We start from the raw sequence: 13,880 nt of genomic DNA, 5'->3' as shown, positions 1-13,880 counted from the left end.
AGGTGCAAATAATTATTTGGAGATCTCTCATGTCAAATCCAAACAGAAAAATCGCGCTTGGACTGTCCGCCTTAACCCTTTTGCCAGTTGGCACGCTGGTCACGTTTTTCCCGGCGTCACTCTATGCGCTCAACGGGCTCGTGCTCGATCCTTCCGCCGCCATGATGAGCGAAATACGGGCCCCGGGTGTTTTTATCCTGCTGGCAGGGGTACTCGCGTTATGCGGTCTCTTCAGGCAGGCACTCGAGGGACCTGCCCTGCTCGCATCCGCCGGGCTGCTCTTGTCCTATGGCATCGGCCGGCTGATAAGCCTGCCGCTCGACGGCCTGCCTCCCGTATCCCTGCTTGTTGCCATGGGCATCGAGGTTTGCCTCGGCACGTGGTGTGCGGTCCTCTATGCTGATCGGGTGAAGTTATCTGGGCATTTCGCATGAAAAGAAAGCCGGCACAGGTGGAGGACCTGTACCGGCTATCTATCAGACTGCCCTGGAGGGGTGGATGTCGGACAGCCTGAAAGAGGCAACTGTTGTTATGCTGCTACGGAGCTTTCGGCCAATGTCGGATAATCCGTGTAGCCCTTCTCTCCACCGCCATAGAGGGTCTCTGGATCCAATGCGTTCAGCGGTGAAGCACTTGCAAGCCTGTCGACCAGGTCCGGGTTTGAAATAAAGGGGCGACCAAACGCGACAAGATCGATTGCCCCCGAGTGAACGGCATTGATTGCCAAGTCCCGGTCATAGCCGTTGTTGCCCATCTTCGCCCCTTCAAAGAGCGCATAGAGCGCTGCAAGATCTCCGCCTTCAGGTATGTCCCGGGGCCCGCCCGTCTGGCCTTCGACCAGATGAAGATATGCAAGCCCATACCCGTTCAAAAGCCTGATGGCATGGGAGAACGTTTCCTGCGGGTTGCTGTCTGCGATATCATTGGCATTGGAGAACGGGCTCAGACGGACGCCGACCCTGTCAGCACCCCAGACCGCGACGACCGCATCCATGACTTCCTTCAAAAAGCGCGTTCGGTTTTCAATCGAACCGCCATACTGATCGCTCCGTTTGTTGGACCCGTCCCTCAGGAACTGGTCGATCAGATATCCATTCGCTGCATGCACCTCAATCCCGTCAAAGCCGGCCTCCTTGGCGTTTTCAGCCGCCTTTCGGTAGTCTTCGACAATTCCGGGAATTTCGTGCGTTTCCAGAGCGCGGGGGCTGGGAGTGTCAACGAACTGTGTTCCGTCGAATGTCTTTGAATTCGCTGCAATAGCCGACGGAGCAACGGGGTCGGCTCCACCAGGCTGCAATACGGGGTGTGAAATCCGGCCGACATGCCAGAGCTGGATGACGATCTTGCCGTCTTTTGCGTGCACGGCGTCAATCACTTTTTTCCAGCCTTCCACCTGTGCGCCCGAATGAATGCCCGGGGTCCAGGCATATCCCTTTCCTTGTGGCGAAATTTGCGAAGCTTCCGTGATGATCAGCCCTGCACCTGCGCGCTGTCCGTAATATTCAGCATGCATTTCGATCGGGGCATCGTCTTCAGGTCTCGCCCGATTGCGTGTCAGCGGTGCCATGACAATGCGATTTTTCAACTCAATCGCCCCGGCCCTGGCGGGTGCGAACAGTTTTGCATCAGACATTATCGGTTCCTTTTTCTGTCGTTTAAGTTGCCAGATCTATTTATGGAACATTCGGTCCATAAATGAGCCTGCATGATCACAGGCAGTGTTGCACTCATTCCACCGGACATTTCTTGTCAGGCAGTAAGAATTGTTTGTGCTTGTTTCAGGGTATCGGCTATGCGATCTGCCGAAAATCCAGCCTTTCGAAGCGCAAGCGTTCCGATCGCAAGTGATGAATAGGCGCGCGCCCTGTCGCGAACGGCATCCGGATTGGCGGGGTCAAGAACCTGCGCGAAAATCTCCTCGATCTTCTCGAGATGCCGGCGGCCGATTTCGGCAACTTCTGCGTCATGCGGTGCCAGCTCCGTTATGCAGTTAACCAGCATGCAGCCTTTCGACCCGCCCTGCGGGTCGGAGAGAGCCTGCATCATTGCTTCCACGGGATTTCCGTCAGACGTCTCCGCCACATCTTTCAAGTTGCGAAGCCCGTTGCGCGAGTAATGCTCCAAGGCCCTCAGAAAAAGGGCCTGCTTGCTGTCGAAGGCTGCATAAAAACTCGACCTGCTCAAGCCCATCGCCTTTGTGAGATCTTCCAGCGAAGTGGCCTCGTAGCCTTTTTTCCAGAAGACGAACAATGCTTGTTCCAGAGCAGTCGCCTCGTCAAAATTACGCGGCCGTCCCGGTCCGGCCGGGCGGCTTTTCGATGTCGGGGACTGAGCGCTCGTTTTCGTCATGCACCATGATATGGACCGTACAGTCCGGAATGCAAGACCCTCGAAACCAATTTGTGGACTGACCGTTTCAAAAAGGTGGTGGGAATACAACTCCCCTTTCAGGTCACATGCGGCACGAGCCAGAAAACGCATCCCCAACGTCATCGAAAACGCGGGCAATCGCTTCCATCTCATAGAGCCTGCTGGTGCGCCTGACGCCTTCCACCAGATAGAAGTCCTGGATCGGAAACTGGTTGGAATTGAAGCGGAAATCTCCGCGAACACTTTCGAAAGGGGCTGCGTGAATGGCTGAAAGCATTGCTTCCTGATCCTTCACGCCGCCAGTCAACTCAAGCGCAAAGTGAATCAGCTTTGCTGCATCATACCCTTGCGCGGCATAGACGGAGGGAGCGTAGTCGTACGCACGGCCGAATTCGCGAACGAACCGTTTGTTGGCCGGATTGTCGAGGTTTGGTGCCCAGTGAGATGCCGAAAACAGCCCCTCTCCCGTCTCCTTTGAATGTGGCAATGTCACCCCGTTCACGGTCTGGGACGACAGAAAGGGAATGATGCCCTTTATTCCCGATGTCTGAAACTGCCTGACCAGTTCCACTCCCATCCCTCCAGGCATGAATGCGTATATTGCGTCCGGTTCAATTCCCGCGATCTGGTCAAATTCGGCCGAAAAATCGGTTTGTCCCAGCTTGGGAAAGATTTCCCGGGCTATCTGACCCTTGAAATGTCGGCGGAAAGCCGCGATCGCGTCGCGGGCGGCCTCATAATCCGGGGCAATGGTCACAACCTGCTGGTATCCCTTGAGGCTGGCATAGCGACCCATGGTCTCATGAACCTGATCGTCCTGCGACGCGGTGGAAAAGAAGTAGCGATTGCAATCGCGGCCGGCAATCGGCGCTGGACCGGATCCTGTTCCGATAAACAAGGTTCTGGATCTTACGACGGGATCGTGGACGGCCAGCATTACCTTTGAAAAATTTACGCCAACGAGAAGATCAATGCCGTTTTTGTCGATCAGCTTCGTGACCTGCTCGACTGCATAGTCCGCGTCGAGCTTGTCGTCGACGACGAGGACATTTGTCGGCAGGCCGCCAAGCGCTCCGTTGGACTGATTGACCGCAAGCATGAAGCCGTCACGCATGTGTTCGCCGTAAATGGCGGCCGGTCCCGACAAGGTTGCCATGAAACCGATCCGGAGCTGCTTTTCTTCCTGCGCCAAAGCAGCGTCGCCCATGAGGCCGATTGCGGCCAGAACACCGGCAGTTTTTACCAAGATCCCACGTATCATTTCTTTTTTGTCCGATCGTCCCGCGGCCACGCCGGCAAATATGGCTTCGCGTACCAGCCATTCATTTGCCCGTATCGAATCTCAGCATCGCAAGAACTGGTTAGGCATTTGCAAACGTCCACGGCGTGAGGCACGGCAAAATCACAACCCTGTCATAATTCACGAGAAATTCCCCATAGTCGCCGCAATCCGGCCTGTGTGCGGTCGCATTAACGAAGATTAATAAAACGATAATCAGGAATAGGTGACCGCCCAGCGCGCGCCCGAACCGCGATATCAGGAGGGCCAAATGTATTCAGTATCCGCGCCTGCCAACACTTGCGATACCAGAACGGGCCGCAACGAGGATCAAACTCCAGAGCAAGCGGAGACCTGTGACCCGCGCTCGGTCAGCGGCTCACAGTCGAACGATGAGTTTCGAGATACGCTCCAGAGTATCGATCCAGGCGAACTCGCTGCGAAAATACTTCGGCTGCACACAGATGCAAAAGACAAACACGCCTCCGATATCAAGAGACCCAGAATGATCGAGGACGGGGAAGAGGACACGTTCGAAATGCCGAATGTTCTTCAAAACCGAAGCATCCGCGAATTGCCCAAAAGCACCCCGATCCAGGTGACGGATAACCGCTCCAAAAACCCCGCAAAAAACTCTGGTGGACCCAGCTTCAGGTTTCTGCTGGCCAGCACTCTGGTTATCGGTTTTGCCGGGGGAGCTGCGCTCGCACTCGGACTGCCCGAAATGCTGAATGCAGAAAAAAACGTTGCGCGACCGGTGGAAACAGAGCTGATTTTGGCAAATCCCTCTCTTGATACACCCTCTTCAGAAACATCAGGAACCCTCGTTTCCGGGGAAGAAAATCGGAGCTCCAGTGGATGGCCGTCCGCCACGCCAGCTCAAATAGCAAAGGCCAAGGACAGAATTCAAAAAGCCTTTGCAGTTGGCGGTTCAAGCACGCCGGATCCCGTCACGCTTGCAAGGGTTTCAAAAAGAACGGCGACGAATTCGACTTCTTCACCGCCCCGCGCAACAGACCAAAGTGACCGGCGTATTGATGCCGCAAATGCAGAAGAACCGTCTCTTCGGACCGGCTATCCTCTCCTGGCCAGCAACGCAACCGTGACGCCCGTCCCATCCCCCTTGGCCTCTTCAGCGGAGACCCGGGAAAGTGCAGCGATCGAACCTGTTGTTTCCGCTTCACAAAATGCAGTTGATGAGAATGCATCACGATTGCCGGTGCGATCGGGAGCTGAGCAAACCAACGTCTCTTACTCGAACACGGGACGAACACTGGCCTCTGTCAACATGCGTTCGACGGAAGACAAGAACGGCAAAATCATCGCGGTGATCCCGGAAGATACGCATGTCAGCTTCCAGGACTGCGGAGCCTGGTGGTGCGGTGTCACTTATCAGGGAAAGACAGGCTTTGTCGGCCAGAAATTTCTGGCACGGCCAGCCTCCCGGGACGAATTTGAACCAGTTCGGTAGAAGCTTGTTAAGTCCGCTCCAGTAGGTTTGGCGTCAGCAATATGCAATGGCCGACAATCCACATCGGCACATGAGAAGACGGCTTGCTCGCCATTGCTCCTGCTGAGGGATGTCCCGGAGACCGACCATGTTTCAACGACCGGCCATTTTATCCAGTGTCCTTTTTCTCGTGCTGGGGGTGATTTCGCCAACGACCGCGCAGGCCGGTGGCACCGATTGTGTCGTCTATGCGACCGACTACGCAAATTCCTATGTCGGAAGCGGTGATGTTGTGGGGGACACGGTTTCGGGCGGCATGGCCGGGGCCGTCGTCGGCGGTGCTTGGGCCGGACAGTCCGGAGCCCGGCGCGGCGCGCGCGCCGGCGGGGCACTCGGAGTGTTGAACAACATGGGGTCGCTTCCTGGCGGCTGGCAGGCGCTCTACGACATGGCCTATCAGATGTGCGAACAGCAAACGTCCGGAGCGAACGTGGCACCCTTTCATTCCACGCCCGGATACCCCGCAGCAGGCATTCAGAATTCCCCTTCCTCAAATTGCCGCTCGTCGGCCCGTGTCAATGCGCCTTTGAAGAGGACGCCGGAAGGCGGCATCATTGTCGGGTCGGATTTCGGAAGCTGCCGCTGAGCATCAATGGTCATCGTGGATGAACCGACCTTAGTCAGCCGTTCCTGTTGACCTTGCTGGCGAAGCACAGTCAACTATGGCCGATTTTCAGGCCCGCTCCTTCACTGGCCACACACAGGAACGACAGGACTTTTCATGACACGCCGCGCGCATTTCACGCTTAAATCCGTTTCCGGCTTTCTAGCAGGTCTTTGCCTTTTGACAGGTGCCGCTTCTGCCCAGCAATGCGGTGGCGATTTCGGGCAATTTCTTGCCGGCGTAAAACAGGAAGCCGTGGCAAAGGGTTTGTCCGCAAATGCGGCCGACCGGACACTTTCAGGAGCCCGGATCGACCGCAAGGTGCTGTCCCGTGACAGGGCGCAGGGCGTCTTCAAGATGACCTTCCTGGACTTTTCCAAGCGGGTAATCTCCAACTACCGCTTGAAAAACGGCGCTGCCAACATGAAAAAATACGCCAGCATTTTCCAGCGTACGGAAAATGAGTATGGCGTACCAGCACCTGTCATCACCGCCTTCTGGGCCCTGGAGACCGATTTCGGCGCCGTGCAGGGTGATTTCAATACCGTCAACGCGCTGGCGACACTTGCGCATGACTGCCGCCGGCCGGAACTGTTTCGCCCCCAGCTGATTGCGGCAATCGAAATGGTCCAGAACAGCGATCTCGACCCGCAGCGCACAACGGGCGCATGGGCCGGCGAAATCGGCATGGTTCAGATGTTGCCGGAAGACATCATCAAGTTCGGGAAGGATGGAGACGGCGACGGTCATGTTCGCCTCAAGCAAAGCGCGGCGGACGCGATCCTGACGGCAGGTGCCTTCATCAACCATCTTGGTTGGCGCCGGGGAGAACCCTGGCTGCAGGAGGTGGCCGTTCCACAAAACCTCAATTGGGCGGAATCAGGACTCGGCAAGACCAAAACAGGCGCCCAGTGGGCGGCGCTAGGTGTGCAGCCGCGCTGGGGTGCGATATCCTCAAATCTGCCCGCCTCGCTGCTGCTTCCACAGGGACGCAAGGGCCCGGCCTTCCTTGCCTATCCGAACTACAACATTTACCTGGAATGGAACCAGTCATTCATCTACACGACATCGGCGGCCTATTTCGCCACACGCCTTGCCGGTGCTCCCCGCTACGATGCCGGTAATCCGGACCCGGGCCTCAACGATGCCCAGATGAAGCAACTCCAGACGAAGCTTCGGAACAAGGGGTATGACGTCGGCAAGATCGACGGCATCCTCGGTGCAGGCACAAGAGCGGCGGTTCAGGACGTACAGCAAAAACTCGGAATGCCGGCCGATGCCTGGCCAACCCCTGCCCTGTTGAACCGACTCTGACGGATCAAACGCCGACAAAGGAGGCCGGCTTCAACAGCAACTGTAAGCAATGTACACCAGGTTTCGATCTTCAGATCCGGTGTTCTGTTTACCGGGAACCGTTTGGGGCAGTACCCTTGCGTCGATGCGCTTCAGGCGCATCGGCGGTTCAACGGGACCAGTTTTACCGGTCCTTGCAGTGTACATCCATATCCGCGTAGTCCGGCTGGACTTCAAATGACGAGACTGCCGCCGTATTCAGACCGGCTCCCCGATCCTATGACGGCGCCCTGTCGGAACCAGACTTGTGCAGCGTGACGTAGTCCTGCGTTTGCACCAACGGGCGTTGCGGCAACCAGAAGTGTTCGATGATAAACTCCGTAATCTCGATCTTCTGGTCCAGGGAATAGTCATGCCCTTGCGGATAAAGAAGTATCATCCAGACGACGGACATGAAGAGATCGAAATCATCGACCCAGAACTGGACCTTGTGTGTTTCCGAGACAAACTCGCAGTCAATCAGACCCTTGTTGTGGCTCAGTTCGTGTCGAAGGCCGGGCAAATCCTGATCCGTTGAAGACCCGAAATACTCGCCGGCAAAATGATTGTAGAGCCATGTCGTCGTAAAGGGAGCCGTTTCTCTCGCCGACATCATGACCATGTGAATTGCGCCGGTTGGCGTCAGCACTTGATCGTAAAGAGCCCTAACCAGGCAAGGCCACTCGCTGGCCTTCGAATAATAAAGGCAATGGTGAAGCGTGATGAGATCCTGCCTTTGTCCATCGAAGATCGTTTCGAGTGATTGCCGGGCAACGGAACTGTCCTGAAAATCACGCCTGTAGTCACCCTGCACCAGACGTACCGTTTCCAGTGCCTGGCGCACCTGCCGCTCCCGGATCGTCGCAAGTGCAGCTCCGTCTATGTCGTAAAGCCAGAGACCGCGTTGAAAAGCCGACTGCAGAATCCTGAATTGCGGTTCGTTGCCCGCTCCGACGGACAATGCCGAAAGCTCGCGGTCATCCGTCATTCTCGAATGAAGAGCCCGGATAGTTCTCATCAGGCTTGCCGCGACATCAGGCTTCTCGTTCGAATAGCGAGCCCATATCCTGTTCTGCTCGAAGATGTTGTATTCCGCAGCCCGCAGGCCGCGGTCGATGAGGTTGTCCGACTTTACCAAATGCACGAGAAGGCCCTCCGAAATCAGCTGGCCATACCAAGTCAAATTCCCTCTGCCAGCGCCTTGAAGGTTAGATATGATCGCCGACCGGAAATTCCCGTGAAACTTTGTTCATGTTGGGCAAAAGAAGATTAGAAACATTTCATGTCACCGGCTGCAATTCTTTGGAAAGGCAAACGGGCATCCGAAACAGTCATTGGATCTTTTGCTGATCGGAACCCGGCGGTTCTTCGGCAACGACAGCGTGCGAATTGTCACCGAGCAGAAAAACGGCGAGGATCCTGGCTGGCCCATCCCCCGTGTTTTCACCCCGGTGCGTAACATTCATGGCTTCCAGCAAGCCTTCTCCCTGGCGGTACAGTTTCTTGCCGATGCCGTCATAGGTCACGGTGATTTCACCTTCCAGCATATAGGCAAACAGCGGAGCTCCATGCTTGTGCCAGCCGGTGATTTCGCCGGGCTCCATCGTAATCTCAAGGGCTTTCACCGACTGATTTCCTTCGGGAAACACGACCTTTTCACCCGCTACCGTCAAATCGCCTGCATAGACCTGTCTCACCTTGTCGTAAGACTCGTTGTCCGTTGTCGCAGATCCGTTCGGCTCGGCTGCCTGCGAGCCCGGTTTGGCAAGCGGCTGAGAAGGCGCAGGTTTGCCGTTGGGTGTGATAGACTTGTCGGCAGCTGTCGCAGAAGCCGTTGCAAGACACGCGGCCAGAAATAGGCCGATTGGAAACAGTCTGAAATTCATCTTGGCCTCACCGCTCACTGTCTTTCCTAAATTTCGATATTCGCGCCCGGTCTCATGGCATTCACCCTGCTCGCCTCGGCTCCCATGGCGGTGACAAAGGCATCGGCGGTTTCGTCTATGATCGGAAACGTCCCGTAGTGGCACGGTACGATCGTGTCGAAATCGAAGAAGCGGGTACAGGCCATGGCTGCAACTTTGCCGCCCATCGTGAATCGATCTCCCACCGGAACGATCCCGATCTTCGGCCGGTAGATCTCGTTTATCAAGGCCATATCCGAGAAGATATCGGTATCGCCCATGTGATAAATCACCTTGCGACCGGGAACTTCGATGATGACCCCATGCGGATTGCCCAGATAAACGGCTTCGCCGTCCCCTTGTTTCGAAGAGGAATGTTCAGCTTTTGTCAGCGCAATCTTGAACGGTCCGGCATCAACCATGCCTCCGGAATTCATGGGGCTGATATTGTTGACGCCCTGACGGTTGGCCCACATGCAGATTTCGAAATTCGAGGTGAGTTGAGCCCCGCTTTTCTTCAGAATTTCCACTGCGTCACCGATGTGATCGTCGTGCCCGTGAGTAAGCACGACATGCGTGACGCCGTCTGACACCTGATCCACCGAGAGCTCCTCTGGAAAGGACGGGTTTCCGGTCAAAAACGGGTCGATCAGAATGGATGTGTCGTCAAATTCAATCTTGAACGCAGAATGGCCGTACCAGGTGAGCTTCATGAGAATCTCCTGAGAGAACACAGTGACATGATTGGAGAATAGACCTTGCCCCGAATTGCGCAAGAACAGGTTGGTTGCACAAAGTCTCGATCGCGGAGAGTTCAAACTGGTCTTTTCGGAGCCGCCCTGATAAAGCCCGGCCATGGCAAACGACCCCGCACTTTCACTAGAGAACTTTCTGGCAGAGCTGACTGCGAACACTCGCCTGATCGGACTTGATCTGGGCACCAAGACCATCGGCCTTGCGCTTTCCGATCTCGGACGCGGCATTGCTTCCCCGATGGAAACAATCCGACGCAAGAAATTCACTATTGATGCGGAGCGGTTACTGGCAGTTTGCGCTGAGCAGGAGGTGGGCGGAATTGTGCTCGGTCTGCCACTGAACATGGATGGCACCGAAGGGCCACGTGCCCAGGCAACCCGAGCCTTTGCGCGGAACCTTTCCCAGAAGACAGAGCTGCCGATCACCTATTGGGACGAACGTCTTTCAACAGCTGCCGTGACACGCACGTTGCTTGAGGCAGATTCCAGCCGAGCAAAACGTGCCGAAGTCGTCGACAAGATGGCCGCTGCCTACATTTTGCAGGGTTTTCTGGACCGGCTCGGGTTCATGAGTTCAGACTGATCACCAACCTCTTACGGTCACCCATCATTCCCTCACCTTCTCTCCGACGCCATTCGGCATGTCCGGGTTCCGTCAACCGCGAAAGCAAGCCATGTCCGCGACAGTCGCCGCTCTCCTCCCGGTCATCCTTGTCATTGCCTCAGGGTATCTGATCGCAAAAACCGGGCTGATCACGGATGAGCAATGGCGCGGTGTCGAAAGGCTCGCCTATCTCGTACTGTTCCCCGCCGTTCTGTTTCAAACAATATCGCAAGCAGATTTCACGAGTTTTCCAACTTTCGACATGGGCGGCGCACTTCTTGCCACCATCGCTGTCATGGCGACCTTGCTTTTCATCATGCGCCCGATCCTTGAACGCTCCCTCGGAATAGCGGCCGTCCGTTTCACATCGATTTTTCAAGGCACTCTTCGCTGGAATGCAATGATCGCGCTTGCCATTGCGAACAATTTTGCCGGAGAAACAGGGCTGGCATTGCTTGCGGTCGCCATGGTGTTCCTGATTCCTGTCGTGAACATCATGAGCATCGTGGTGCTGTCACGCTTTGCCAGCGGTTCAGCACCGAGCAGTGCAAAGATCTTCAAGGACCTCTACACAAATCCGTTCATTCTTTCGATCGGCGCCGGTGTTGTTTTCAACTTCAGCGACCTTTCCCTGCCATTGGTCTTCTCCGACACGCTGGAAATCTTTGCGCGTGCCGCCCTGCCAATCGGCATCATCTGTGTCGGGGCCGGACTGGACCTGGGATCGCTGCGCAAACCGGGTCCCGCGCTCGCGCTCGGAACCTTTCTGAGGCCTGTCTTCATGCCTCTCATAGCCTTCGGTTTTGCGACGCTGTTCGGAATAGAAGGGACGGCCCTTGCCGTCGTGATCATCGCAAGCTCGGTTCCCTGTGCCAGCAACTCCTATCTGCTTGCACGGCAAATGGGCGGCGACGCAAAACTGATGGCGGAAATCGTCACGTTGCAAACGCTCTCGGCCACGGTCACCATTCCCCTGGCTCTCCTCGTCTTTACCTAGGTCCTCAACAGGACATCGGTATTTTGTCCATTTGTTCAAATATTTGGCGATCATGTGGACATCGGGTACGAGATGAAATCTGATCTTGTGCATGTCCACGATTCCACCTATAGGGATGGTCTCGATGACCGCGACAGATATCCATCGAGACAGCCCCTTCCCCCATCGTCATTTGCTGGGCATAGAGGGACTTCATCCCCACGAAATATTGGGACTATTGGACCGAGCCGAAGAAGCCGTCGAGGTTTCCCGGCAGGTGAACAAGCGAAAGCATGTTCTGCAGGGCCGGACCCAGATAAATCTCTTTTTCGAGAATTCCACGCGCACCCAGAGTTCATTTGAACTGGCCGGCAAACGGCTTGGTGCGGATGTCATGAACATGGCCGTGTCCCAGTCCTCGGTCAAAAAGGGTGAGACGCTGATCGATACGGCAGCGACGCTCAACGCCATGCATCCCGATCTGCTGGTGGTAAGGCATCACGCGGCCGGCGCCGTCCACCTGCTTGCCCGCAAAGTTGGCTGTTCTGTTGTCAACGCAGGAGACGGTCCGCACGAGCACCCGACCCAGGCACTCCTGGACGCCCTGACGATACGGCGACACAAGGGCAAGATCGCCCGGCTGACGGTCGCAATCTGCGGAGACATTGCGCATTCGCGTGTCGCACGCTCCAACATCATTCTCCTGAATGCGCTCGGGGCGAGAGTTCGGGTCGTTGCCCCGACGACGCTCTTGCCATCCGGCATCGCCAAGATGGGGGTCGAGGTTTTCAGCGACATGCGGGAAGGCTTGAAGGGCGCCGACATCGTCATGATGCTGCGGCTTCAGCGCGAACGCATGAACGGTGCGTTTGTCCCTTCGGTTCGCGAATACTACCGCTACTTTGGCCTCGACGCCGAAAAACTGGCGTTTGCAAGGGACGACGCCCTTGTCATGCATCCGGGACCGATGAACCGGGGGGTGGAAATAGATGCTTCCATCGCCGACGGACCTCAGAGCCTGATCCGCGAACAGGTCGAAATGGGCGTTGCCGTGCGCATGGCCGTGCTCGAGGCGCTTGCCGCCAACCTGCCGAACAACTAGAGGAACTTCATCGTGGCACTCGATACCCCAAGACCTCTGGTTCTTTCCAATGCCAGGGTGATCGACCCGGCACGCGAGCTGGACGCCCCCGGCTCTATCATCATCGCGGACGGCACAATTCTGGCAGCCGGCCCCGAAGCGGCGAACCAGGGAGCGCCCTACGGTGCCGAAATCGTCGATTGCAAGGGCGCGATCGCCTGTCCGGGGTTGATCGACATGTGTGTTTCCGTCGGCGAACCAGGGGCAGAGCATCGCGAAACACTCGCCAGTGCCTCTCAGGCTGCAGCGGCCGGCGGCGTGACAACGATCTGCACAATGCCCGACACAGACCCCGTGATCGACGATCCGGCCCTGGTCGATTTCATTTTGCGCCGGGCCCGGGATACGGCGATTGTCAATGTGCATCCTCTGGCCGCCCTGACAAAAGGGCTTGAGGGTAACGAGATGACGGAAATCGGACTTCTGAAGGAAGCTGGAGCCGTCGCCTTCACCAACGGACACAAGTCGGTCAAGAACGCCCAGATGATGCGCCGGATGATGACCTATGCGCGCGACTTCGATGCGCTCGTCATTCACCACACGGAAGATCCGGACCTTGCGGGCGGCGTCATGAATTCCGGCCTCAATGCGAGCTGGAAGGGGCTTTCAGGTGTTCCGCGCGAAGCCGAAATCATCATGCTTGAACGCGATCTTCGCCTTGTCGCCATGTCGAAAGGAAAATATCACTCGAACCTGATTTCGACATCCGACAGCACCGAAGTCGTCCGAACAGGAAAGAAACGCGGCCTGGATATTACCGCAGGCGTGTCGATCAATCATCTTACACACAACGAAAATGATATCGGCGCCTATCGGACCTTTTTCAAAATGTCGCCTCCCCTGCGCGACGAGGACGATCGCCAGGCCATGATTGCCGCTGTCGCGGACGGGACCATCGACATTATCTGTTCCAACCACGACCCGCAGGACGTCGAAACCAAGAGGCACCCCTGGGCAGAGGCCGAAGACGGCGCGATCGGCCTCGAAACACTTCTGGCCGCGGCGCTGAGGCTTTACCATTCCGAACAGGTCGACCTTGTTACGCTGCTCGGCACAATGACCAGCGGACCGGCTGACCGGTTGGGTCTCGAAACCGGCCGCCTGAGCAAGGGTGCACCTGCCGATGTGACGGTTTTCGACCTCGAAAGACCCTGGGTTCTGGAAAAGAGCACAATCAGGTCAAGGTCCAAGAACTCTCCTTTTGAGGATGCGCGCTTTTCCGGTCGGGTCGTGCAGACCGTAGTCGCGGGCAGAACAGCCTACACCTATTCCTAGAAGGTCCTGAATTTCAGGCATACGATGCATTCAGATTGCATTCAGGCTGGATGGTGTTGGATCCGGCCACCCCATTCGCGTCAAATTCGCCCAGATAATTGACGCGAGCGAACACTATGAATGGATCTGT

Annotated in this window: 14 protein-coding genes; 8 read left to right on the top strand and 6 right to left on the bottom strand. The window is 56.4% G+C overall.

Translation table 11 applies throughout. The features are described 5' to 3' along the window. The first annotated feature begins 29 nt into the window (after positions 1-29). Positions 30-434, top strand: a complete 405-nt coding sequence (locus ACO6TI_RS18500) for a DUF4345 family protein (protein WP_196879416.1) — start codon at positions 30-32, stop codon at positions 432-434. Positions 435-529: 95 nt separating this feature from the next. On the opposite strand, the gene ACO6TI_RS18495 is transcribed toward ACO6TI_RS18500, so the two are convergent. From ACO6TI_RS18495 to ACO6TI_RS18485, 3 genes are all read right to left on the bottom strand, one after another. Further along, positions 530-1,633: an alkene reductase gene (locus tag ACO6TI_RS18495; RefSeq protein WP_422383049.1), complete on the bottom strand. Its 1,104-nt coding sequence runs from the start codon at positions 1,631-1,633 to the stop codon at positions 530-532. 116 nt (positions 1,634-1,749) lie between these two features. Next, the gene (locus tag ACO6TI_RS18490) at positions 1,750-2,349 is read right to left on the bottom strand and encodes a TetR/AcrR family transcriptional regulator (RefSeq protein ID WP_104704291.1); all 600 of its coding nucleotides are present in this window, start codon (positions 2,347-2,349) and stop codon (positions 1,750-1,752) included. A gap of 103 nt (positions 2,350-2,452) precedes the next feature. After that, the gene (locus ACO6TI_RS18485) at positions 2,453-3,631 is read right to left on the bottom strand and encodes an ABC transporter substrate-binding protein (RefSeq protein ID WP_082442854.1); all 1,179 of its coding nucleotides are present in this window, start codon (positions 3,629-3,631) and stop codon (positions 2,453-2,455) included. 289 nt (positions 3,632-3,920) lie between these two features. On the opposite strand from ACO6TI_RS18485, the gene ACO6TI_RS18480 reads away from it, so the two are divergent. From ACO6TI_RS18480 to ACO6TI_RS18470, 3 genes are all read left to right on the top strand, one after another. Further along, positions 3,921-5,120, top strand: a complete 1,200-nt coding sequence (locus ACO6TI_RS18480; RefSeq protein WP_196998656.1) for an SH3 domain-containing protein — start codon at positions 3,921-3,923, stop codon at positions 5,118-5,120. Between the two features lie 127 nt (positions 5,121-5,247). Next, positions 5,248-5,745, top strand: a complete 498-nt coding sequence (locus tag ACO6TI_RS18475) for a hypothetical protein (protein WP_196879419.1) — start codon at positions 5,248-5,250, stop codon at positions 5,743-5,745. 135 nt (positions 5,746-5,880) lie between these two features. Further along, entirely contained in the window at positions 5,881-7,077 is a 1,197-nt protein-coding gene (locus ACO6TI_RS18470; RefSeq protein WP_108872623.1) for a lytic murein transglycosylase, read from the top strand. A 256-nt stretch (positions 7,078-7,333) separates the two neighbouring features. On the opposite strand, the gene ACO6TI_RS18465 is transcribed toward ACO6TI_RS18470, so the two are convergent. From ACO6TI_RS18465 to ACO6TI_RS18455, 3 genes are all read right to left on the bottom strand, one after another. Further along, positions 7,334-8,239 (bottom strand): class I SAM-dependent methyltransferase, encoded by a 906-nt coding sequence (locus ACO6TI_RS18465; RefSeq protein WP_159100577.1) that lies wholly within the window; start codon positions 8,237-8,239, stop codon positions 7,334-7,336. A gap of 187 nt (positions 8,240-8,426) precedes the next feature. Continuing rightward, positions 8,427-8,981 carry a cupin domain-containing protein gene (locus ACO6TI_RS18460; RefSeq protein WP_422383048.1) on the bottom strand — a complete coding sequence of 185 codons (555 nt, stop codon included), beginning with the start codon at positions 8,979-8,981 and terminating at the stop codon, positions 8,427-8,429. A gap of 26 nt (positions 8,982-9,007) precedes the next feature. Continuing rightward, a complete protein-coding gene (locus tag ACO6TI_RS18455; protein WP_422383047.1) occupies positions 9,008-9,712 on the bottom strand; it encodes a metal-dependent hydrolase in 705 nt (234 codons plus the stop codon). A gap of 142 nt (positions 9,713-9,854) precedes the next feature. On the opposite strand from ACO6TI_RS18455, the gene ruvX reads away from it, so the two are divergent. From ruvX to ACO6TI_RS18435, 4 genes are all read left to right on the top strand, one after another. Continuing rightward, positions 9,855-10,337, top strand: coding sequence for a Holliday junction resolvase RuvX (gene ruvX / locus ACO6TI_RS18450; RefSeq protein ID WP_055118471.1), 483 nt, complete (start codon positions 9,855-9,857; stop codon positions 10,335-10,337). 91 nt (positions 10,338-10,428) lie between these two features. After that, positions 10,429-11,355: an AEC family transporter gene (locus ACO6TI_RS18445; RefSeq protein WP_422383046.1), complete on the top strand. Its 927-nt coding sequence runs from the start codon at positions 10,429-10,431 to the stop codon at positions 11,353-11,355. Positions 11,356-11,479: 124 nt separating this feature from the next. Beyond that, positions 11,480-12,436, top strand: coding sequence for an aspartate carbamoyltransferase catalytic subunit (locus tag ACO6TI_RS18440; RefSeq protein ID WP_055119017.1), 957 nt, complete (start codon positions 11,480-11,482; stop codon positions 12,434-12,436). Between the two features lie 12 nt (positions 12,437-12,448). Beyond that, a complete protein-coding gene (locus ACO6TI_RS18435) occupies positions 12,449-13,750 on the top strand; it encodes a dihydroorotase (RefSeq protein ID WP_422383045.1) in 1,302 nt (433 codons plus the stop codon). Positions 13,751-13,880 lie beyond the last annotated feature (130 nt).

The sequence above is a fragment of the Roseibium album genome, from assembly GCF_965233825.1.
In the GTDB taxonomy this organism is placed as follows: Bacteria; Pseudomonadota; Alphaproteobacteria; order Rhizobiales; family Stappiaceae; genus Roseibium; species Roseibium album.
This window is presented reverse-complemented; position numbering and strand designations above follow the sequence as displayed.

Coding starts and splice junctions, on each gene's coding strand:
- ACO6TI_RS18480 (WP_196998656.1), top strand. CDS start 3,921: ATGTATTCAGTATCCGCGCCTGCCAACACTTGCGATACCAGAACGGGC.
- ACO6TI_RS18455 (WP_422383047.1), bottom strand. CDS start 9,712: ATGAAGCTCACCTGGTACGGCCATTCTGCGTTCAAGATTGAATTTGAC.
- ACO6TI_RS18475 (WP_196879419.1), top strand. CDS start 5,248: ATGTTTCAACGACCGGCCATTTTATCCAGTGTCCTTTTTCTCGTGCTG.
- ACO6TI_RS18470 (WP_108872623.1), top strand. CDS start 5,881: ATGACACGCCGCGCGCATTTCACGCTTAAATCCGTTTCCGGCTTTCTA.
- ACO6TI_RS18440 (WP_055119017.1), top strand. CDS start 11,480: ATGACCGCGACAGATATCCATCGAGACAGCCCCTTCCCCCATCGTCAT.
- ACO6TI_RS18495 (WP_422383049.1), bottom strand. CDS start 1,633: ATGTCTGATGCAAAACTGTTCGCACCCGCCAGGGCCGGGGCGATTGAG.
- ruvX (WP_055118471.1), top strand. CDS start 9,855: ATGGCAAACGACCCCGCACTTTCACTAGAGAACTTTCTGGCAGAGCTG.
- ACO6TI_RS18490 (WP_104704291.1), bottom strand. CDS start 2,349: ATGACGAAAACGAGCGCTCAGTCCCCGACATCGAAAAGCCGCCCGGCC.
- ACO6TI_RS18485 (WP_082442854.1), bottom strand. CDS start 3,631: ATGATACGTGGGATCTTGGTAAAAACTGCCGGTGTTCTGGCCGCAATC.
- ACO6TI_RS18500 (WP_196879416.1), top strand. CDS start 30: ATGTCAAATCCAAACAGAAAAATCGCGCTTGGACTGTCCGCCTTAACC.
- ACO6TI_RS18460 (WP_422383048.1), bottom strand. CDS start 8,981: ATGAATTTCAGACTGTTTCCAATCGGCCTATTTCTGGCCGCGTGTCTT.
- ACO6TI_RS18445 (WP_422383046.1), top strand. CDS start 10,429: ATGTCCGCGACAGTCGCCGCTCTCCTCCCGGTCATCCTTGTCATTGCC.